At 33.7% G+C, this 19,272-nt stretch carries 17 protein-coding genes; 14 read left to right on the top strand and 3 right to left on the bottom strand.

From position 1 onward, the window contains the following. Positions 1-109 precede the first annotated feature (109 nt). The 3 genes from aroA (at position 110) to kynU (ending at position 4,064) form a co-directional block, all read left to right on the top strand. On the top strand, positions 110-1,339 hold the full coding sequence (gene aroA / locus FDM27_RS09150; RefSeq protein ID WP_140486027.1) for a 3-phosphoshikimate 1-carboxyvinyltransferase: 1,230 nt from the start codon (positions 110-112) through the stop codon (positions 1,337-1,339). 174 nt (positions 1,340-1,513) lie between these two features. Then, positions 1,514-2,563 (top strand): tRNA preQ1(34) S-adenosylmethionine ribosyltransferase-isomerase QueA, encoded by a 1,050-nt coding sequence (queA, locus tag FDM27_RS09145; protein WP_140486026.1) that lies wholly within the window; start codon positions 1,514-1,516, stop codon positions 2,561-2,563. Positions 2,564-2,786: 223 nt separating this feature from the next. Next, entirely contained in the window at positions 2,787-4,064 is a 1,278-nt protein-coding gene (kynU, locus tag FDM27_RS09140) for a kynureninase (protein ID WP_140486025.1), read from the top strand. Positions 4,065-4,207: 143 nt separating this feature from the next. Here the strand turns inward: kynU and FDM27_RS09135 are convergent, their stop codons facing one another. Continuing rightward, the gene (locus FDM27_RS09135; RefSeq protein WP_140486024.1) at positions 4,208-6,025 is read right to left on the bottom strand and encodes a hypothetical protein; all 1,818 of its coding nucleotides are present in this window, start codon (positions 6,023-6,025) and stop codon (positions 4,208-4,210) included. A 226-nt stretch (positions 6,026-6,251) separates the two neighbouring features. Here FDM27_RS09135 and FDM27_RS09130 point away from each other — a divergent pair, with 226 nt between their 5' ends. Next, positions 6,252-7,595, top strand: coding sequence for an FAD-dependent oxidoreductase (locus tag FDM27_RS09130; protein WP_140486023.1), 1,344 nt, complete (start codon positions 6,252-6,254; stop codon positions 7,593-7,595). A gap of 79 nt (positions 7,596-7,674) precedes the next feature. On the opposite strand, the gene FDM27_RS09125 is transcribed toward FDM27_RS09130, so the two are convergent. Further along, positions 7,675-9,201 carry a helicase HerA-like domain-containing protein gene (locus tag FDM27_RS09125; RefSeq protein WP_140486022.1) on the bottom strand — a complete coding sequence of 509 codons (1,527 nt, stop codon included), beginning with the start codon at positions 9,199-9,201 and terminating at the stop codon, positions 7,675-7,677. 380 nt (positions 9,202-9,581) lie between these two features. Between FDM27_RS09125 and FDM27_RS09120 the strand changes: the two genes are divergently transcribed. The 8 genes from FDM27_RS09120 (at position 9,582) to FDM27_RS09085 (ending at position 16,171) form a co-directional block, all read left to right on the top strand. Then, entirely contained in the window at positions 9,582-10,400 is an 819-nt protein-coding gene (locus tag FDM27_RS09120; RefSeq protein ID WP_071183909.1) for a MotA/TolQ/ExbB proton channel family protein, read from the top strand. A gap of 45 nt (positions 10,401-10,445) precedes the next feature. Beyond that, a complete protein-coding gene (locus tag FDM27_RS09115) occupies positions 10,446-11,084 on the top strand; it encodes an ExbD/TolR family protein (protein ID WP_071183908.1) in 639 nt (212 codons plus the stop codon). A gap of 19 nt (positions 11,085-11,103) precedes the next feature. Beyond that, a complete protein-coding gene (locus FDM27_RS09110) occupies positions 11,104-11,652 on the top strand; it encodes an ExbD/TolR family protein (protein ID WP_071183907.1) in 549 nt (182 codons plus the stop codon). Positions 11,653-11,692: 40 nt separating this feature from the next. Continuing rightward, positions 11,693-12,505 (top strand): energy transducer TonB, encoded by an 813-nt coding sequence (locus FDM27_RS09105; protein WP_071183906.1) that lies wholly within the window; start codon positions 11,693-11,695, stop codon positions 12,503-12,505. After that, positions 12,505-12,738: a hypothetical protein gene (locus tag FDM27_RS09100; protein WP_083382043.1), complete on the top strand. Its 234-nt coding sequence runs from the start codon at positions 12,505-12,507 to the stop codon at positions 12,736-12,738. The genes FDM27_RS09105 and FDM27_RS09100 overlap by 1 nt, the downstream gene beginning before the upstream one ends. Before the next feature lie 51 nt (positions 12,739-12,789). Further along, the gene (locus FDM27_RS09095) at positions 12,790-13,701 is read left to right on the top strand and encodes a PstS family phosphate ABC transporter substrate-binding protein (RefSeq protein WP_140486021.1); all 912 of its coding nucleotides are present in this window, start codon (positions 12,790-12,792) and stop codon (positions 13,699-13,701) included. A 44-nt stretch (positions 13,702-13,745) separates the two neighbouring features. Further along, a complete protein-coding gene (locus FDM27_RS09090) occupies positions 13,746-15,416 on the top strand; it encodes a tetratricopeptide repeat protein (RefSeq protein WP_071186117.1) in 1,671 nt (556 codons plus the stop codon). A 122-nt stretch (positions 15,417-15,538) separates the two neighbouring features. Beyond that, positions 15,539-16,171, top strand: a complete 633-nt coding sequence (locus tag FDM27_RS09085; protein WP_140486020.1) for a 7-carboxy-7-deazaguanine synthase QueE — start codon at positions 15,539-15,541, stop codon at positions 16,169-16,171. Between the two features lie 41 nt (positions 16,172-16,212). Here FDM27_RS09085 and FDM27_RS09080 read toward each other — a convergent pair whose 3' ends face one another. Continuing rightward, positions 16,213-16,917: a class I SAM-dependent methyltransferase gene (locus FDM27_RS09080; protein ID WP_140486019.1), complete on the bottom strand. Its 705-nt coding sequence runs from the start codon at positions 16,915-16,917 to the stop codon at positions 16,213-16,215. Positions 16,918-17,008: 91 nt separating this feature from the next. On the opposite strand from FDM27_RS09080, the gene FDM27_RS09075 reads away from it, so the two are divergent. Further along, entirely contained in the window at positions 17,009-17,506 is a 498-nt protein-coding gene (locus FDM27_RS09075; protein ID WP_071183902.1) for a YkgJ family cysteine cluster protein, read from the top strand. 104 nt (positions 17,507-17,610) lie between these two features. Next, positions 17,611-18,846, top strand: a complete 1,236-nt coding sequence (locus FDM27_RS09070) for an ABC transporter permease (protein WP_140486428.1) — start codon at positions 17,611-17,613, stop codon at positions 18,844-18,846. Positions 18,847-19,272 lie beyond the last annotated feature (426 nt).

Here is a 19,272-nt window from a genome sequence, read left to right as displayed (position 1 = left end):
CAGTTGTGAATTATGAATTGTGAATTGTGAGTGGTAAATTGCGCCCTCAAATTATTTAAGTTAAAGCTCATAGGCAATAACTAATAATTCACAACTAATAATTAAAAAAATGAATTTACTACTACAAACAACACATTCTAACTTAAATGCCAAAATAGCAGTTACAGGATCTAAAAGTGAAACGAATAGATTGTTGCTGCTAAAAGCGTTATTTCCTAATATTACTTTGGCTAATACTTCTAATTCTGATGATAGCGAAGTAATGCAAATGGCATTGAGCGGAAATGAAGAGGTAGTAGATATTCATCATGCAGGAACAGCAATGCGTTTTCTTACTGCTTATTTTGCTGTAAAAGAAGGTCGCGAAGTGGTGTTAACCGGTTCTAGCCGTATGCAAGAGCGTCCTGTTAAAATTTTAGTAGAAGCATTACGTCAGTTAGGAGCTGATATTTCTTTCTTGAAAGAAGAAGGATATCCGCCAATTAAAATTAAAGGACAAAAAATCACCAATTCTAAAGTTACTATGGCTGCTAACGTAAGTAGCCAGTATATTTCGGCTTTATTATTGGTTGCACCAAAATTAGAAAACGGTATCGAATTGACATTGGAAGGAGAAATCACTTCGATTCCTTATATCAAAATGACTTTGGCTTTGTTGAATGACTTGGATATCCAAACCAGTTTTGAAGGAAATGTAATTAAAGTACTTCCAAAGCAAGATGTTGAATCTAAAGTAATGACTGTAGAGTCTGATTGGAGTTCTGCTTCTTACTTTTTTAGTTTGGCAGCTTTGTCTGATGAAGCCAATATCTCATTGACCAGTTACAAACAATCCAGCTTACAAGGAGATTCAGCTTTGGTTTCTATCTATAAAGAAATGGGTGTTGAAACCCAATTTAATGGAGATACGATTACCTTAACTAAAACTAAGAAATTCAACTATCAGGATGTAACTTTCGATTTGAATAACACACCTGATATTGCTCAAACTATCGTAGTTACTTGCCTTGGTTTAGGAATTGGTTGTCATCTTACAGGTTTACATACTTTAAAAATTAAAGAAACGGACAGATTAGAAGCCTTAAGAATTGAACTAAGTAAACTGGGGGCGAATATTTCTGTAACGAATGATAGCCTGACTCTTGTGGCTACTTCAGAAATTAATTCGAATGTAAAAATCGGAACGTATAATGACCACCGAATGGCGATGGCTTTTGCTCCATTAGCATTAAAAGTGCCAATTATTATCGAAAATGCCGATGTAGTTTCTAAATCTTATCCTGATTTTTGGGATGATATGGGAAAATTAGGTTATAAAGTCTCCGATTTAGTAGGTTAAAAGTTTTAGTCACATCCTTAAAACATTGACTCTTTGAGGTTTTGTTGTTTTAATTCTAAATTAAACGGCAAAACACTTGACAACGCCTATCTCACAATCGTATATTTGCAACCGATTATAATATTAAGAATCAAAACTTAAGACTTATAACTCATAAACTTATAACTTTTTTGAATGAAATTATCACATTTTAATTTTGACTTACCAAAAGAACTTTTAGCTGAATTTCCAGCCGAAAACAGAGACGAAGCTCGCTTAATGGTTATTGATCGTAAAAAACAAACAATCGAACATAAAATGTTCAAAGATGTTATCGATTATTTTGACGATGGAGATGTAATGATTTTGAATAATACCAAAGTTTTTCCTGCTCGTTTATACGGTAACAAGGAAAAAACAGGAGCCAGAATCGAAGTGTTTTTGCTTAGAGAATTAAATGCTGAGCAACGCCTTTGGGACGTACTTGTTGATCCGGCTCGTAAAATCAGAATTGGAAATAAATTATATTTCGGTGATGACGATTCGTTAGTTGCTGAGGTAATTGATAACACCACTTCTCGTGGTAGAACTTTGCGTTTTCTTTACGATGGTTCTTACGAAGAATTCAGAAATAAATTAACTGAACTTGGAGAAACTCCAATTCCTAAATACATAAGCAGAGAGGTTACTCCGGAGGATGCCGAGCGTTACCAGACTATTTATGCTAAAGAAGAAGGAGCTGTTGCAGCACCAACTGCAGGATTACACTTCTCTAAACATTTATTGAAAAGACTGGAAATTAAAGGAGTAAATTTTGCCGAAGTAACACTTCACGTAGGTTTAGGGACTTTTAACCCTGTTGAGGTAGAAGATTTGTCTAAACATAAAATGGATTCTGAGGAATTAAAAATTACTCAGGAAGCCTGCGATATTGTTAATGAAGCTAAAGGAAAAAGAAAACGTGTTTGTGCTGTAGGAACTACTTCTATGCGTGCTATTGAAAGTTCGGTTTCTTCTGCAAATACATTGAATCCTTACGAAGGATGGACTAATAAGTTTATCTTTCCTCCACATGATTTTAGTGTGGCTAACTGTATGATTACAAATTTCCATACACCAAAATCGACTTTATTAATGATGATTTCAGCTTTTTGTGGACACGATTTAATGAAGAAGGCTTATGATGAAGCTATCAAAGAAAAATATAAATTCTATTCTTACGGTGATGCAATGTTAATTCTTTAATCACCATCAAAGGTTAATTCACTTAAGAAAACTCGTCAGCAATGGCGAGTTTTTTTATGCTTTGTTTAGAAATAGCAGTTAGAAACGATGTTTAGTCGAAGCCTTTTTTAAATAAAAATGATTGTCAGTAGTTTTTTTGAATGACATAAGGTAAAAAGAAAATCTAAGTGGTAAAGAACTACATTGAGGTTTTTAGTTATTTTTACTAAACAAAATTTAGCTTATGATTTTCGAAAACACTAAAGAATTTGCCAAACAGCTCGATTCTCAGGATAGTTTAAATCAATACCGTGACGAATTTCATTTTCCAAAAGTGAACGGTAAAGAGGTGATTTATTTTACCGGAAATTCATTAGGCTTACAGCCTAAGAGGGCTAAGGCTTATGTTGATGAAATCATGAATGACTGGGCTAATCTGGCTGTCGAAGGTCATTTTTATGCCGAAAAACCTTGGTGGGATTACCAAGAGCGTTTTGCAAAACCATTGAGTAAGATTGTTGGGGCAAAACCGCTTGAAGTTACTGTCATGAATACGCTTACGGTGAATCTTCATTTATTGATGGTTTCTTTTTACCGGCCTACAAAAACAAGGTTCAAAATTATTTGCGAAGAAAAAGCCTTTCCTTCAGATCAATATATGTTTCAAAGCCAGGTCAATTTTCACGGTCTAAAACCCGAAGAAGTAATTGTTGAGGTCAAAAGACGTGAAGGCGAACATAATATTCGAACAGAAGATATTTTGGCAAAAATCAAAGAAGTAGGCAATGAGTTGGCTTTGGTCTTAATAGGCGGAGTGAATTATTACACAGGTCAGGTTTTTGATATGAAAACTATTACTGCTGCGGGACACAAAGCAGGAGCTTATGTGGGTTGGGATTTGGCTCATGCAGCAGGAAATATAAAATTGGAACTGCACGATTGGAATGTGGATTTTGCTGCCTGGTGCAGTTATAAATACATGAATTCCGGGCCGGGAAATGCTTCTGGTTGTTTTGTGCACGAAAAACATCATAATAATCCGGAGTTACCAAGATTTGCAGGATGGTGGGGACATAACAAAGAACGCCGATTTAAAATGGAACCGGCTTTTGATCCTATTCAAGGTGCTGATGGTTGGCAAATTAGTAATTTACCCGTTTTGTCTTTAGCTCCTTATCTGGCTTCGGTAGAAATGTTTGACGAAATAGGAATGGATGCATTGATAGAAAAAAGAGATAGAATTACGGCTTATTTAGAATTTATTCTTTGTGAAATTGACAAAGAAGTAAGTAGTAGTTTCGAAATTATTACGCCTTCCAATCCTTCGGAAAGAGCTTGTCAGTTATCTGTTTTTTTGCATGGAGAAGGTCGCAGCTTGTTTGATTATCTAATGAAAAATGGCGTGATTGTGGATTGGAGAGAACCCAATGTTATCAGACTGGCACCGGTTCCGTTGTATTGCTCTTTTGAAGATATGTACAATTTTGGACAAATTTTAAAAAGAGGAATTTTAGGGAAATAATTTTTTAGCCACGAATTTCACAAATAATCACAAATGATAATGAAATAAAATATTACACAAATTCATTGTTGTTTATGCATTTGTGTAATTGTTAAGAAGGTGAAATTAGTGTTCATTTGTGAAATTCGTGGCTATTTTTTAGTTTAAGCTACTTCTAATCTTGGAATTTCAATGCTAAATAATTCGTTTTTGTAACTATTAAGCTGATTTAAAACTTCATTTTTTATAGTTTCAAAATTAGGAATGGTCGAAAATAAATTTTGATAATATTCAATTCCTTCCAAAAGATTGCTTTTAAACGATTCTAATTTTTTGGTTTTAGCAGTATTGATTTCTTCAGTAATGGACTGGATATCATTTTTTAAATAATCAATATACATTTTTAGTTCTTTTACAAATAAATTCGGTCGGGTTGTATCTCTGAGAACCGTTGTATTTCCATAAATATGCTGAATCATTTTTGCTAGAGAAACTTCCTGATCAAAATACGCAATATTAGGTCCGGGACAAATCACTACGCCTTGGTCTTGTCCTTTTATTTTAATGTTGTTTTCTAAATAAGAAGCATTGGCTAATCCTACGCAAAGACAAGATTTCTCGGTAATTTGTTGCTTTACTTTTTCGTAATTTTCAGTAGAAATCGTATTTCTTTTCTCTTCTAATTCCTCGAGTTTTCCATCCTGATATTTTTTGGATGCGGTACAAATTCCTTTGCCTTCAGCATCTTTATTAAGTGCCAGGAATTTTTTCGGGCAGGAACTTCCAGCTTTGTTTTCCTGAATTCGTTTTTGTTTTAATTTTTCGTTAGTAGTTCCTCTTAAAGTGTTGAAAGGAACTCCCAATGGCGAAATATGACTTAAATACAAATCTTCTTCCTTGGCATTGATCAATAAATTTCGGGTTGCCTGATCTACCGAAGTAGCTTCGGGAACTAATAAAAAAGGTGAACCCCAGCCCACAGAATCTACATTGTAATAATCCAATAAAAATTCATGCTCTTCCGAAGTTCCAACGCCACCCTGAACTGTGATTTTTAAATCCAAAGGAGTTTGAGGAATTGCCATTCCTTTTTGCTCTAATGCTTTTATCATTAAATCATGAGCCGATTGGACAAGTTGTTCTTTCTTTTGTTTGAATTCCTCCATGATAGGTCCTAATAAAAGACCGTCGGTTGCAAAGGCATGTCCTCCACAATTTAGTCCTGATTCAATTCTATATTCAGAAACCCAAAGTCCTTTTTTAGCTAAAAAATTTCCCTGAATCATTGCCGATCGGAAGTCGCTTACTTTTAAAGTGATTTTCTTTTTTAGCTGGTTGTTTTCGTCAGGATAAAAGTCGGCGAAGTTTTCAAAATAACTGTATAATCTCGGATTCATTCCAGCCGAAAGAACAATCGAAGAGTTCACAGTACTATTTGCAAAACCTCTTAATGCGGCGTGTGCGTCATTATAGATAATAGGCAACTGTTCATTTTTGTCAAAATTATCTTTGTCTAATTTGGTCATGATATTAACATCAATTGCACCGGCTGATAAATGTTTTTCAACATAATTTTTGATGTTTTCTTTCCAATGAAATCCTTCTTCAACTAAGTTTTGTAGACCTTTTTTAATTTCAGATTTGTTTGGTAAAAGGTCAATGTAGTTTTCTAAAGCTTCTTTGCTTTCGGCTAATTCGTTTTTAAAATTCTCGAATTTTTCTTTAACAATTTTGTCAACTAAATTTAAGTACGAAGTGATTCTTTTAGCTCTGTAATCAGCTACTTTTTGTGATATTTCCTGATAGGGAAGATTGAATTTTTGATGATAAAAAGCATTCATTTTCTCAATCAGTTCGTCATCGGCAATTGAAATCACCGAAGAAATTCCATATTGAGCCACACGAATAGGACTGTCTATAGTGTAAGCTAATCCCATAACCGGGATATGGAAGCTATGTAATGGTTTTGGATTTTCTGTCATGTTGATACATTCATTATAATTTGTGCAAAGTTTGTGAAATACATTGGCTTAAAAACTGATAAATATCATGTGTACTTTGATGTTAGCTACTATTTTGTTGAAATAAATAAAATGTTGTTTTTGAAAATCAGTGATTTACATAATTTTGATAAGCAACAAATCAGCAATTTTGAATCCGGTTCAAACAATAAATCAGTAATTTTGTTTAAATCTTTATAGGATAATTATGCAAACTCCTAAAAAAATAGCGATTGTAGGTTCTGGTTTAGTGGGTTCACTATTAGCTATTTATTTAAAAAAAGCAGGACATACTGTTCATATTTATGATAGGAGCCCGGATATTAGAAAAATACAATTTTCAGGGCGATCGATTAATTTAGCAATGTCAACTCGTGGTTGGAAGGCCTTAGATGGAGTAGGTGTGGGCGAAGCTGTGCGGCAAATTGCAATTCCAATGGATAAACGCGCTATTCATTTGGTAGATGCTCTTAAATTTCAAAATTACGGTCAGGAAGGAGAATCTATATATTCGATTTCCAGAGGGGCTTTGAATCGGAAAATGATTGATCTTGCCGAAGAAGCTGGTGCCGAATTTTTCTTTGAGCATAAAGTTTGGGACGTGACTTTGGCTGAAGCTACCATACATATCGGTGAAACCGAAAGAGGCGAGTGGAAAGAAAGGAAATACGATATGGTTTTTGGGGCCGATGGTGCTTTTTCAAGAATTCGCCATCGTATGCAACGTCAGAGTATGTTTAATTATTCGCAGGAGTTTTTAAATATTGGATATAAAGAATTGAATATTCCGGCAAATAAGGATGATTCTCATAAATTAGATAAGAATTCATTCCATATTTGGCCAAGAGGCGAATATATGTTAATTGCTTTGCCTAATCTTGATGGTAGTTTTACCTGTACTTTATTTATGCCTTTTGAAGGTGAAAATTCGTTTGGTTCATTAAAGGATAGAAAAGAAGTGGAAGCTTTTTTTGAAAAGAATTTTCCTGATTCTGTTGAGGTAATTCCTGATTTGGCAGAAGATTATTTTAAAAATCCTACTAGTACTTTGGTAACTATGAAATGTTTTCCATGGACTTATAGTGATAAGGTAGCTTTGATTGGCGATGCTTGTCATGCGATTGTGCCTTTTTATGGACAGGGAATGAATGCCGGTTTTGAAGATATAACCGTGCTTTATGAGATGATTTTGAAATATGGTGAAGATTGGGAAACTATTTTTTCAGAATATCAAAAATCACGTAAACCGAATGCCGATGCCATTGCAGAACTTTCGTATCGGAATTTTATGGAAATGAGTTCTAAAACCGCAGATGATAAATTTTTGTTGCAAAAGAAAATTGAGAAATGGTTTTCAGGAAAGCACCCTGATAAATGGATACCTTTATATAGTAGAGTAACTTTTAGTGATCGTCCTTATGTGGAAGCTTTGGCAATTGGTGATTTTCAAAATGCAATTATGGAAGAAGTTTTGAAAATGGATAATATCGAGAATATTTGGAATTTTCCCGAAGTCGAAAATAAAATTTTAGAATTATTGTTGTGTCAATAACAATTTTAAAAATTAATATCAATGGCAATTTCAAATTTGAGATTGATTTTTTGATATTGCCATTGCTATTGCTATTGTTTTATTTTTTTAAGAATTTAGAAAGAATTCCAAAAGCACCACGAATAAAAGTAGCACTGGTAAGTACTTTTAAAACCGATTTCCCAACTACTTCTGAAGTGCTTGGTTGGTTAGAAGTTTGGGTTTGTTTGGTTTCGTTTTGCACTTCTTCTTTTTTAGTGTTTTCGTCTTCGATAGCGGTAATTTTTTTGTTCAGCATTTCGTAGGCACTTTCACGATCAATGTTTTCGCTGTATTTTTTTACCAACTTCGATTTATTGTTGATTTCCTGAATTTCACTTTCGGTCAGGATATCCATTCTGCTCATTGGTGCCCGAAGCATCGTAGCAGCTAATGGAGTAGGAGTTCCTTTTTCGCTCAATGCCGTTACCAGAGCTTCTCCAATTCCAAGACTTGTTAACAGTTCGCTGGTGTTATAGAATTCAGAGCTTGGGTAATTATCTGCGGTTTGTTTTATGGCTTGTCTGTCATTAGCGGTAAAAGCTCTCAAGGCATGTTGAATTTTTAAACCCAATTGTGCCAATATTCCGCTAGGAACATCCATCGGGTTTTGGGTAATGAAATAAATTCCAATTCCTTTAGAACGGATTAGTTTTACAATGGTTTCAATTTGTTCCAAAAGTGCTTTGCTGGCTTCTTTGAAAATTAAATGCGCTTCATCAATAAAAATGATTAATTCCGGTTGGTCGGCATCTCCTTTTTCAGGCATTTGCTGGTAGATTTCGGCTAATAAACTCAACATGAAAGTCGAGAATAGTTTCGGTTTGTCCTGAATGTCGGTTAAACGAAGAATGTTGACGTATCCTTTGCCGTTTTCATCAATGCGCATTAAATCATCAATATCAAAAGACATTTCTCCAAAAAACAGTTCGCCTCCCTGTTGTTCTAATTCAATAATTTTTCTCAGAATAATTCCTGTGGTCGAAGTTGATATCTTGCCATAGTTTTCGGTAATTTCATCTTTGCCTTCTTCGGTAATGTAATTGATTACTTTTTTAAAGTCTTTTAAATCGAGTAATGGCATTTTGTTGTCATCACAATATTTGAATATAATGGCAACTACTCCGGCTTGAGTGTCGTTTAAATCTAATATTCGCGAAAATAAGACCGGACCAAATTCAGATACAGTTGCTCTTAATCGAACGCCACTTTGTTCGGATAAACTTAATAGTTCTACGGGGAAACTGCTGGTTTGATAAGGGATATTGATTTTAGTATGTCTTTCGGTGATGAAAGATTTCTCTTCTCCTTCTTTGGCAATACCGCTAAAATCTCCCTTGATATCCATCATTAACACAGGAATTCCAAAAGATGATAATTGCTCAGACAGAACTTGAATCGTCTTTGTTTTACCGGTTCCGGTTGCTCCGGCAATGAGTCCGTGTCTGTTTAATGTTTTTAAAGGGATTTTTACATGAGCATTTTCTAAGGTTTCTCCTTCTAAAATTGCTCCGCCCAGTATGATACTTTGCCCTTTGGATTGGTATCCAAGGTTGATTTGTTCGCTAAATAGTTTGCTCTTATCCATGAAAATAGAATTGTTTTTTAGATTTTCTAATTATGTTGTAAATGTTTTTAAGTTGTGTTTATTTAGTGGTTACTGTAATTTTAAGCCTTTTTTTTTGTTAAATATTTAAAAAATATGTTTTTTCTGTTTTAGAATTAGATGTTGAAATATTACCTTGTAAAGTAGCAAATTAATAAATTATTTTATCAAAATCTTTGAATTTTAATGGCGAAATTGATAATAAAACAATAATTATATTTTTTAAAGTTCAATTTACAAATGATTAATTTGAATATAACGAAAAAAAATTTTTTTATTTGAACGAAACGTATAAATTTGCGGGACTACAAGTTAATTATAACTCAAATAAAATTATTTAAAACTATTAAAATTTAAAAAAAATGGCAAACGTTAAAAAAGAAAGCAGTTCAAAAGGAGGAGGAATGATTTCAGGAATCATTATTTTATTATGTGTGGCGGTAGGAGCTGTAATTTGGAAATTCATCATGGGGTCTCCTGCTAACTTCGAGGGTGGAAATCCAGAAACAGGTCACCCAATTAATACTTTAGGACAAGTTTATAAAGGAGGATTTATTGTACCTATTTTGTTAGGTATGTTATTAATGGTTATTGTATTCTCTATTGAGAGATTCTTTGTAATTACTAAAGCTGCTGGAAAAGGAAACTTAGATGTTTTCATGACAAAAGTACAATCTAGTATCAAAGGTGGTCATATTGAAGAAGCTATTGCTGCTTGTGATAAACAACAAGGTTCAGTTGCAAATGCAATTAAATCAGCATTAGTAAAATATCAGGATGTTAAGAAAGAAGGATTCAACAGTGAAGAAGCTTCTGAAACTATCCATAAAGAAATCGAAGAGGTTACTTCTCTTGAAATGCCAATGTTAGAGAAAAACATGACTATCATTTCTTCTTTAGTATCTTTAGGGACTCTTGGAGGTTTATTAGGAACTGTATCGGGGATGATTAAAGCGTTTGGTGCGTTAGCTTCTGCTGGTACTCCGGATCAGGCTGCACTTGCAACAGGTATCTCTGAGGCACTTATTAATACTGCAACAGGTATCTCTACATCTATCTTGGCTATTGTTGCTTACAACTTCTTTACTTCAAAAATTGATGATTTAACTTATTCAATTGACGAAGCAGGAACAACAATTGTAAATACTTACAGAAAGTTCAGAGGAAGTTTGAAACAATAATCATTTTTGATATATTTTATAATATCAAAATAAAAAACAAAAAGAATGGCTAAAATAAAAATGAAAAAGAAGTCAACATCGACAGATATGACTGCCATGTGTGATGTTGCGTTCCTTTTGCTTACCTTCTTTATTTTGACAGCTACAGCTAAAGTGCCAGAGGCAATGCCTGTTGATACGCCTGCATCAACTGTACAAGTAAAATTGCCGGATTCTGATTTGGCTACTATTACAGTTGGTAATGTTGACGGTAAGGATAAAGTGTTCTTTGATTTGAAAGGAAAAGATATTCGTAAGAGAACATTAGAGTTGATGTCAGATAAATTCGGAGTGACTTTTTCTGATGAAGACAAAGAAAAATTTGCTTTGATGACTGATTTTGGTGTGCCAATTACAAGTCTTAAGCAGATAATTGATATGAAGGCTTCTGATCGTGTAAAAGCGAATCAACCTGGAATCCCAATGGATTCATTGGATAATCAATTAAAAGAGTGGATTTATAATGCTCGTATTGCAAATAATGAATACAATAATTCTATTGGAAGCAAGCAAGAATTACAAATTGCCATTAAAGGAGATGCTAAAGAGGAGTATCCGGTTATTAAAAAAGTAATGGATATTTTGCAAGATCAGCATATCAATTCTTTTAGTTTAGTAACAGGATTGAGAGGAAAAGATTTTTAATTAAAAAAAATATACTAAAATGGCTGAATTAAATACCGACAGTGGTGGTGATAAAGGCGGCAAGGTAAGAAGTAAAAAGCAAAACTCGAAGGTAGATTTAACTGCCATGGTGGATTTGGCGTTCTTACTTATTACATTCTTTATGCTTACTACTTCGTTGTCAAAACCTCAAGCAATGAGTTTGGGCTTGCCAGATAAAGATCCGAAGAATAAAGTTGAGGATATGAAAGTTGATGAGAATCGAACAATGACTGTGTTGTTGGGAGATAATGATAAGATGTATTATTACATGGGGATCATCAACACTCCTATGGCTCCTAAGGATATTGCTTATGGTAAAGATGGAATTCGAAAAGAATTATTGAAAAGGAAAAAAGAAGTGGCTGCTTATACAGCTGCAAAAGGAAAGCCTGAACAAGGGATGATTGTTATTATCAAACCGGGTAAAAAATCAACCTATAAAAATGTAGTTGATATTTTAGATGAAATGGCTATTTCTTCGATTCCTACCTATACAATCGTTAATGATTTTTTACCTGAGGAACAAAAATTGTTAGAAGGGAAATAAGAGACATCTTATTTTCTTAATAACCTAATAATTAAGAAAAATGAAATTAGATATATTAAAAAACCAATGGGTTGAAATTGTTTTCGAAGGTCGTAATAAGCTTTATGGAGCTTATGATTTGAGAAAATCTAACCGCAAGACTACTACTAAAGCGCTGCTTATAGGTGCTTTCTTCTTTAGTCTGGCTGTTAGTGCGCCTCTTATCATTAGTTTGATTCCTAAAGCGACAGATGAAGAAGATAATTCAATCAAGGATATTAAACTTACAAATGTTAAGTTGCCTCCAAAAAAAGTGGAACCGCCAAAATTAAACGCTCCACCACCGCCACCACCGCCACCGGCAGTAGATCAGGTAAAATTTGTTAAACCTGTTGTGGCTAAAGCGGATGAAGTTGTTGAGGAACCACCTAAGATTGAAGAAATCAAGGAGAAAAAAACAGGTACTGAAACAATCAAAGGAGATCCTGATGCAGTATTAACTGTAGCGCCAGCAGGTACTGGTCCTAAAACCAGCCAGGTTGTTGAAGAATCAGATGATCAGGTTTATAGTACAGCTGGTATTGAAGTAAAACCAGATTTTCCTGGAGGTATGGAGAAATTTTATGGCTTTGTTAGTAAAAATTATCGTATGCCTGAAGAAGATGGTTTGAAAGGAAAGGTTTATGTTTCTTTTGTAGTTGAAAAAGATGGTTCGTTAACTGATATTAAAGTATTGAGAGATATTGGTTATGGAACAGGAAAAGAAGCGATAAGAGTTTTACAAAAATCACCTAAATGGAATCCTGGTATTCAAAACGGAAAACCGGTAAGGGTTCAATATTCGTTACCAATTTCACTTGTACAACAAGAATAATGTTGAGAAATATTATAACCAATATTAAGAAGAAATCGCTTAAAGAGCGATTTCTTCTCGTTATAGCCATTTTGTTTTTCCTGATTTATTTGATTTTAGGTTTAATGGTTTTGTTTATGACGAGTCTGCCGTTGAGTCTGCCAACGAATTACAGAATAGCTTTTGGGCTTCTTTTGATTGTTTATGCAATTATTCGTTGTGTGAGAATTATTAATGATAATAAGGAAGAGTAAGTTAATATTAGCAAGATTGTTAGTGTGTTTAGTCAATAATAAAAAATGTCTATGAAGAAAATAAAATTTTTATTGTATCCTTTTTTCTTTTTTGTAGCTGTTTTGTTTGTTTCTTGCAAGCAATCTGAAGCTAAAAAAAGCAAAGAAACTATTATTAAAGGGAAAACAGTTTTGTTAGTTGATGAGACTATAAAACCATTAATTGAGGATCAAATAGCGGTTTTTGAAAATACTTATGAGGCAAAAATTATTCTTGAAGCGAAATCAGAAAAAGAATTGATGCAGGCTTTTCTTAAAGATACATCTCGAATAGTAGTTTTGTCCAGACAATTAAGTGTTGATGAAGCTAAGTTTTTTGAACAACTAAACATCAAGCCCAGAGTAACAAAAATAGCAACGGATGCTATTGCTTTGATTTCGAATAAAAAAGATGCGGATACTTTGATTGCTATGAAAGATGTCGTTGCTTTTTTGAAAGGTAGCGCAGGAACTAAGATCAAAGGTTTGGTGTTTGATAATCCAAATTCAAGTACGGTAAGGTTTATGACCACTCTTGCAGGAGTAAAGGAGGTTCCTCATAAAGGAGTTTATTCTTTTAAGTCTAATGAAGAAGTGGTTAAGTTTGTTTCTGAAAATGATGGTATGATTGGTGTAATTGGTGTGAACTGGTTATTGCAGCCTACGGTAAATATTAAAGATTATTTAACTAATATTAACGTTTTAAGCGTACAGGGATTAAATAAAAATTCTTATTTTGCACCAACCCAAAATAATCTGGCAGAAGGAACTTATCCTTTGGCACGTGATTTGTTTATTATCAATTGTCAGGGATATTCAGGTTTAGGAATGGGATTTGCCTCATTTTTAGCCGGTGAGATTGGACAAAGAATAGTGTTGAAATCAGGGATGTTACCAACGAAAATGCCCGGTAGAAAGATTTTGATAAAAAGCAGAATAAAATAATTGAGGGAGAGAATTAGAAAATGAATAAATTAAATATAATCACAATGAACAAGTTTACAATTTTAAGTGTTGCACTTTTTGCTTCGGCTTCTGTGTTACATGCGCAGGATATTAATGAAGTGAAAAAACAGATTGATGCAGAACAATTTCAAAAAGCAAAAACATCTTTAAAATCGATTATAAAATCAAATCCTTCTGAGGGTAAAGCTTTTTTTCTTTTGGGAAATATTTATTTGAATCAAAGTGTAATAGATTCTGCAAAGATTACTTATGATGAAGGTTTGAAAGCCAAAGATAATGCTCATTTTAATTCTATTGGATTAGGTCAGATTGATTTAGAAAAGAAAGATTTAGCAGCTGCAAAAGCAAAATTTGATGCAGCAAAAGCAGGAATGCGTAAAAAAGATTTCGAAGAATATATTTATATCGCTAAGGCATATATGGATAATTCTTATCCTGATTATAAGGCAGCATTAGCTGTTTTAGCTCAGGCAAAAGAGAAAAATCCAACTGAACCACAAATTTTATTGGCTTTAGGAGATGCTTTTTACGGAGATAAAAATCAAAATGAGGCATTTACATCATACCGTAGTGCTTTCCAGGCTGATAACACTTTGATTAGAGCTAAAATGCAATTAGGGGTTTTGTTAAAAGGAGCGAAAGCATATCAGGAAGCTGTAGCTGCTTACAATGAAGTAATTGCTTTAAGTCCTAATTATGGTCCGGTTTACAGAGAGTTAGCACAAACTTATTACTATTGGGCACTTAATGTTCCTGGTCGTTATGACCAATACATCAAGCAGGCTTTGACTTTTTATGAAAAGTATATGACGCTTACTGATTATTCATTGGCTTCCCGTATGCGTCATGCAGATTTCTTGATTTTGGCAAAAGATTACAAAGCTTTAGAGATTGAAGCTAACAAAATGAAAGAATTGGATAATGTAAATCCAAGAATCTTCAGATACTTAGGATATGCAGCTTATGAAAATGGTCATATTGACGAAGCTATTTCTTCTTTAGAGCAGTATATTAATAATCCGGCTAATAAGGTTATTTCATTAGACTATTTATATTTAGGTCAGGCTAAAATCAAAAAAGGAACTAATGCTGATGAAACTGCTGTAGATCCTGTTTTGTATGCTGATGGTATTGCTCTTATTAAAAAAGGAGTTGAACTTGAGCCTTCGGTAGCTGATGGTTTAGGAGATTTAGGAAAAAAATATTATGAGAAAAAAATGTTTGCTGAGGCAGCTACCATTTTAGAAATTGCAACTTCTTACAAAGAAAGCAAGTCATTCTTGATTGATAATTTTTACTTAGGAAACGCTATTTATTTTGCTAATGCAGGGAAACCGGTAGCTGAAAGAAACATGGAGGCATTAAAGAAAGCTGATACAGCTTACGCAAATGTATTAGAAGCTTCTCCTGATACTGTTGATGCTTATATTTCTCGTGCAAGAACAAATAGTTTGTTAGAAGATGATCAGGCAATGATTAAATATTACCAAGAGTATGTAGATCGTGTTACTGCTAAAGGAGCTGAGGAATTAGCTAAACAATCTGTAAAAACTAAATTAATTGAGGCTTATAATACTATGGCTGCAGGATATGCAAACTTTGACAAGCCAAAAGCAATTGAGCATTTTAATAAAACGCTTGCTTTGGATCCAGCTAATAAATATGCTACTCAATCATTGAAAACACTTCAATAATTTTATTTTAAAATAGGAAAGCCGGTAGAAATACTGGCTTTTTTTATGCACATTTGTTAACCTATTGATAAATTAAGTAATCTCTTTACAAATTCGTTATCTTTGCACCCTAAATTGTCAAAATGCTATCAAAAGAAATTCAATTAGAAGTGAACAAAGGTGCTATGTTGCCTTTGATGGAGGAATTTTATACCATTCAGGGAGAAGGATTTCATACTGGAACAGCAGCTTATTTTATTAGAATCGGTGGGTGTGATGTTGGCTGTCATTGGTGTGATGTTAAAGAAAGTTGGAATGCCGAATTGCATCCTCCTACAAGTATTGATCACATAGTTGATAATGCCAGTAAATATGCTGATACCGTTGTTATAACAGGGGGAGAACCTTTAACTTGGGATATGTCTTTATTGACTTCAAGGTTGAAAGATAAAAATTTGAAAGTACACATTGAAACTTCTGGAGCTTATCCGCTTTCGGGAACTTGGGATTGGATTTGTCTTTCGCCAAAGAAAAATAAATTACCAACAGAAACTGTTTACAATGCGGCTCACGAATTGAAGGTGATAATTCACAATAAGCATGATTTTATTTTTGCAGAAGAGCAAGCGGAATTAGTAAATGATAAGGCTATTTTGTTTTTACAGCCTGAATGGAGTAAAAAAGAAGAAATGACGCCGCTAATTGTAGAGTATGTAATGAATAATCCAAAATGGAGGGTTTCGTTGCAAACACATAAATATTTGAATATTCCTTAAATAAAGACAAAGTCGACAGTTATTAGCTGTCGGCTTTGTCTTTATATTGAAAGTCTGGCCAGATAGTCATAATGTTCGCCTTCTATAATTAGTTCACATTGCAGTCCGTTATCATTTGCTGCATTTTGCAAAGTATTGTAGTCAAGATAAAGCCAAGGAAAAGAATCTTCTTTTTCGCCTTTATAGCTAACGGTAAATTCTAATTCACCATAATAAGTATTCGCTGGAACTTCGTATGCGCCGTCTTCATCTTCGTCAAACATATAAATGATGTCCGAACTGTCAATCAAAATTTGTCCTCCGGGATTTAATAAGGATTTTAATTTTTGAAGAAACTTAGGAGTATTTTTTAAAGTGCCAAAAATACCTGTGCCATTCATAAGTAGCAAAATAGTATCGTATTTTTCATTTTCTAAAGTCAAAATGTCTTGAACCAAAGCTTTTTTGAGACCGCGAAGTTGGCAAGTTTTAATAGCATTTGCTGAAATGTCAATTGCAGTTATGTCTAAATTCCTTTCGTTTTGTAAATACAAACTATGGCTTCCGGCGCCGGCACCAACATCAAGTGTTTTTCCTTTGGCTAATTGCAATGCTTTTTGTTCGATGGAAGGCATTTCGTTGAAATTTCGAAATAAATAAGTAACACTCATTTCATCTTCTTCCGAAATAGTGGTTTCAGTAATTAAATCTTCTGGAGAATTATTCGTTTGGTGGTCAAGAATGGCTTTTCCAAATAGGTCTTTCATAATAGTTTTATTGGGTAATGTGATAAATTGTTTGTCGATTTGAGTAATTTTGGAGCGTTGTTTTTAAATAAACGAAAAATCAAATTTGCAAATGCTCAAACCCTCTTTAAACGATCTCGGAAAACTAGCCAAAGATAAGCAACTTGAAAACAAAAAGTATTTTGATAAGCTTAAAAAGAAAACGCCTAAGAATTTAGATTATGTGATGCAGGATTTACACGATGCTGAATTTAAGAAAACGGATTGTTTAGAGTGTGCTAATTGTTGTAAAACGACTGGACCATTATTTACTTCTGCCGATATTGAACGAATTTCAAAACATCTAAGGCAAAAACCACAGCAGTTTATTGATCAATACCTTCGCATAGATGAAGATAAAGATTATGTTCTGCAAACTGTTCCTTGTGCTTTTCTGGATTCGGATAATACTTGTTTTATTTATGATGTGCGCCCTAAAGCTTGTCGTGAATTTCCGCATACCGATAGAAAGAAGTTTCAGCAGATAACCGATATTACTTTAAAGAACATACCAATTTGTCCGGCGGCTTATAATATTGTAGAGGAAATGAAAAAGAAAATGCCTCTTTAATATTTGTGTTGTTAACGTATGGATTCGGTATATAATATGGTTAGATTAGCGAATGGCTAAGAATAAAGCTGTATTTTTGAACATCAATTTTGAAAACAAATCACTTGAATTTAGAATATTTCATTGCCAAAAGACTTATTACTGCTAAAGATAATAAAAGTAGCATATCTGCGCCTATTATAAAAATTGCAATTTCGGCTATTGCTATCGGAATGATTATGATGATTGTGTCGGTGGCAACAGGGATTGGACTCCAGCAAAAGATTCGCGAAAAAATTTCCGCATTCAACGGACATATTATTATTGCTAATTTTGATAATAATCAATCTGATGCTACTTTGGTTCCGGTTTCTAAAAACCAAAAGTTTTATCCTAAATTTAGTTCAGTGCCCGAAGTAAGTCATGTTCAGGCTGTAGCTAGCAAGGCGGGAATTATAAGAACTGCCGAAGCTTTTGAAGGAATTGTGTTTAAAGGTGTTGGTACAGATTACAAATGGGATAATATAAAGGAATACCTGGTTTCGGGTAGATTGCCTAATTTATCGGCAAGTCTGAATTCGGAAGTATTGATTTCTCAATTTTTGGCTAATAGGTTAAAGCTTAAAGTAGATGATGAATTCAATACCTTCTTTATGAAAGAAGGGCAAAATAAATTACCCAATATAAGGAGGTTTAAAATCGTTGGGATTTTTAATTCAGGTTTTCAGGAATTTGATGCAACTTACGTATTGGGTGATATTCGACATATCCAGCGAATTAATAAATGGAAAGCAGGTCAGGTTGGTGCTTTTGAGGTTTTTGTAAATGATTTTGATAATATAGAGGCTGTCGGAGAACAGGTTTACGAGCATACTGGTTCAACTTTGGATTCACAGACTATAGTTGAGAAATACAGTTATATTTTTGAATGGCTTCAATTGTTTGATTTCAATATTGTAGTTATACTTATTGTAATGATATTAGTTGCGACCATCAATATGGTTGTAGCATTGTTGGTTTTGATTTTGGAGCGAACACAAATGATAGGGATTTTAAAAGCAATAGGTGCTAGCAACTGGACAATCCGAAAAATGTTTTTGTATAACGCTTCCTATTTAATATTCCAAGGATTGTTTTGGGGGAATCTAATAGGTATTGCGATTCTCTTAATCCAAAAGTATTTCGGAATCGTTGAGCTTAATCCAGAGAATTACTATGTAAATCAAGCGCCTGTTTATATAAATGTTGTTTATATTATACTATTAAATGTATTAACGGTTGGGGTTTGCTTCCTGGTCTTGCTAGTTCCGTCTTATATTATTACTAAAATTACTCCGGTAAAGGCAATTCGATTCGATTAGTAAAATGTCGACTCATTATATAAAGAGACTAAAATGGTATTGCATTGCTGTTTTAGTCTTTTTTATTAGTAGCTATTTCCTGCTATCCGCTATATCTCTTGTGTCCGCTGTCGCTACCACAAGAGGATGCTGCTACTATCAGGGCTAGGGTTGTGCGGTTAAAATGATATTGGTTGCTATAATTGTTAGATAAAGCTCTTAGCGAATCTCTGTGTTTTCTTTGAGTATCTCTGCGAAACAACTTTTGATAGATTCCAAAATCTTACAAACGCTAAAAACGCTAAAAAATAAAAACCACGTTTTCAGTTGATTAAAAAATACTTTCAAAATAGTTTCGAAAAGTTATTGTCAAAACGAATAAAGGTTCTACTTTTGCACCCGCAACAGCGCAGACGTTCTTTAAAATACTGACAAACATTAAATCTA

Source organism: Flavobacterium sp. GSA192 (assembly GCF_006386525.1).
GTDB lineage: Bacteria > Bacteroidota > Bacteroidia > Flavobacteriales > Flavobacteriaceae > Flavobacterium > Flavobacterium commune.
This window is presented reverse-complemented; position numbering and strand designations above follow the sequence as displayed.

Coding starts and splice junctions, on each gene's coding strand:
- aroA (WP_140486027.1), top strand. CDS start 110: ATGAATTTACTACTACAAACAACACATTCTAACTTAAATGCCAAAATA.
- queA (WP_140486026.1), top strand. CDS start 1,514: ATGAAATTATCACATTTTAATTTTGACTTACCAAAAGAACTTTTAGCT.
- kynU (WP_140486025.1), top strand. CDS start 2,787: ATGATTTTCGAAAACACTAAAGAATTTGCCAAACAGCTCGATTCTCAG.
- FDM27_RS09135 (WP_140486024.1), bottom strand. CDS start 6,025: ATGACAGAAAATCCAAAACCATTACATAGCTTCCATATCCCGGTTATG.
- FDM27_RS09130 (WP_140486023.1), top strand. CDS start 6,252: ATGCAAACTCCTAAAAAAATAGCGATTGTAGGTTCTGGTTTAGTGGGT.
- FDM27_RS09125 (WP_140486022.1), bottom strand. CDS start 9,201: ATGGATAAGAGCAAACTATTTAGCGAACAAATCAACCTTGGATACCAA.
- FDM27_RS09120 (WP_071183909.1), top strand. CDS start 9,582: ATGGCAAACGTTAAAAAAGAAAGCAGTTCAAAAGGAGGAGGAATGATT.
- FDM27_RS09115 (WP_071183908.1), top strand. CDS start 10,446: ATGGCTAAAATAAAAATGAAAAAGAAGTCAACATCGACAGATATGACT.
- FDM27_RS09110 (WP_071183907.1), top strand. CDS start 11,104: ATGGCTGAATTAAATACCGACAGTGGTGGTGATAAAGGCGGCAAGGTA.
- FDM27_RS09105 (WP_071183906.1), top strand. CDS start 11,693: ATGAAATTAGATATATTAAAAAACCAATGGGTTGAAATTGTTTTCGAA.
- FDM27_RS09100 (WP_083382043.1), top strand. CDS start 12,505: ATGTTGAGAAATATTATAACCAATATTAAGAAGAAATCGCTTAAAGAG.
- FDM27_RS09095 (WP_140486021.1), top strand. CDS start 12,790: ATGAAGAAAATAAAATTTTTATTGTATCCTTTTTTCTTTTTTGTAGCT.
- FDM27_RS09090 (WP_071186117.1), top strand. CDS start 13,746: ATGAACAAGTTTACAATTTTAAGTGTTGCACTTTTTGCTTCGGCTTCT.
- FDM27_RS09085 (WP_140486020.1), top strand. CDS start 15,539: ATGCTATCAAAAGAAATTCAATTAGAAGTGAACAAAGGTGCTATGTTG.
- FDM27_RS09080 (WP_140486019.1), bottom strand. CDS start 16,917: ATGAAAGACCTATTTGGAAAAGCCATTCTTGACCACCAAACGAATAAT.
- FDM27_RS09075 (WP_071183902.1), top strand. CDS start 17,009: ATGCTCAAACCCTCTTTAAACGATCTCGGAAAACTAGCCAAAGATAAG.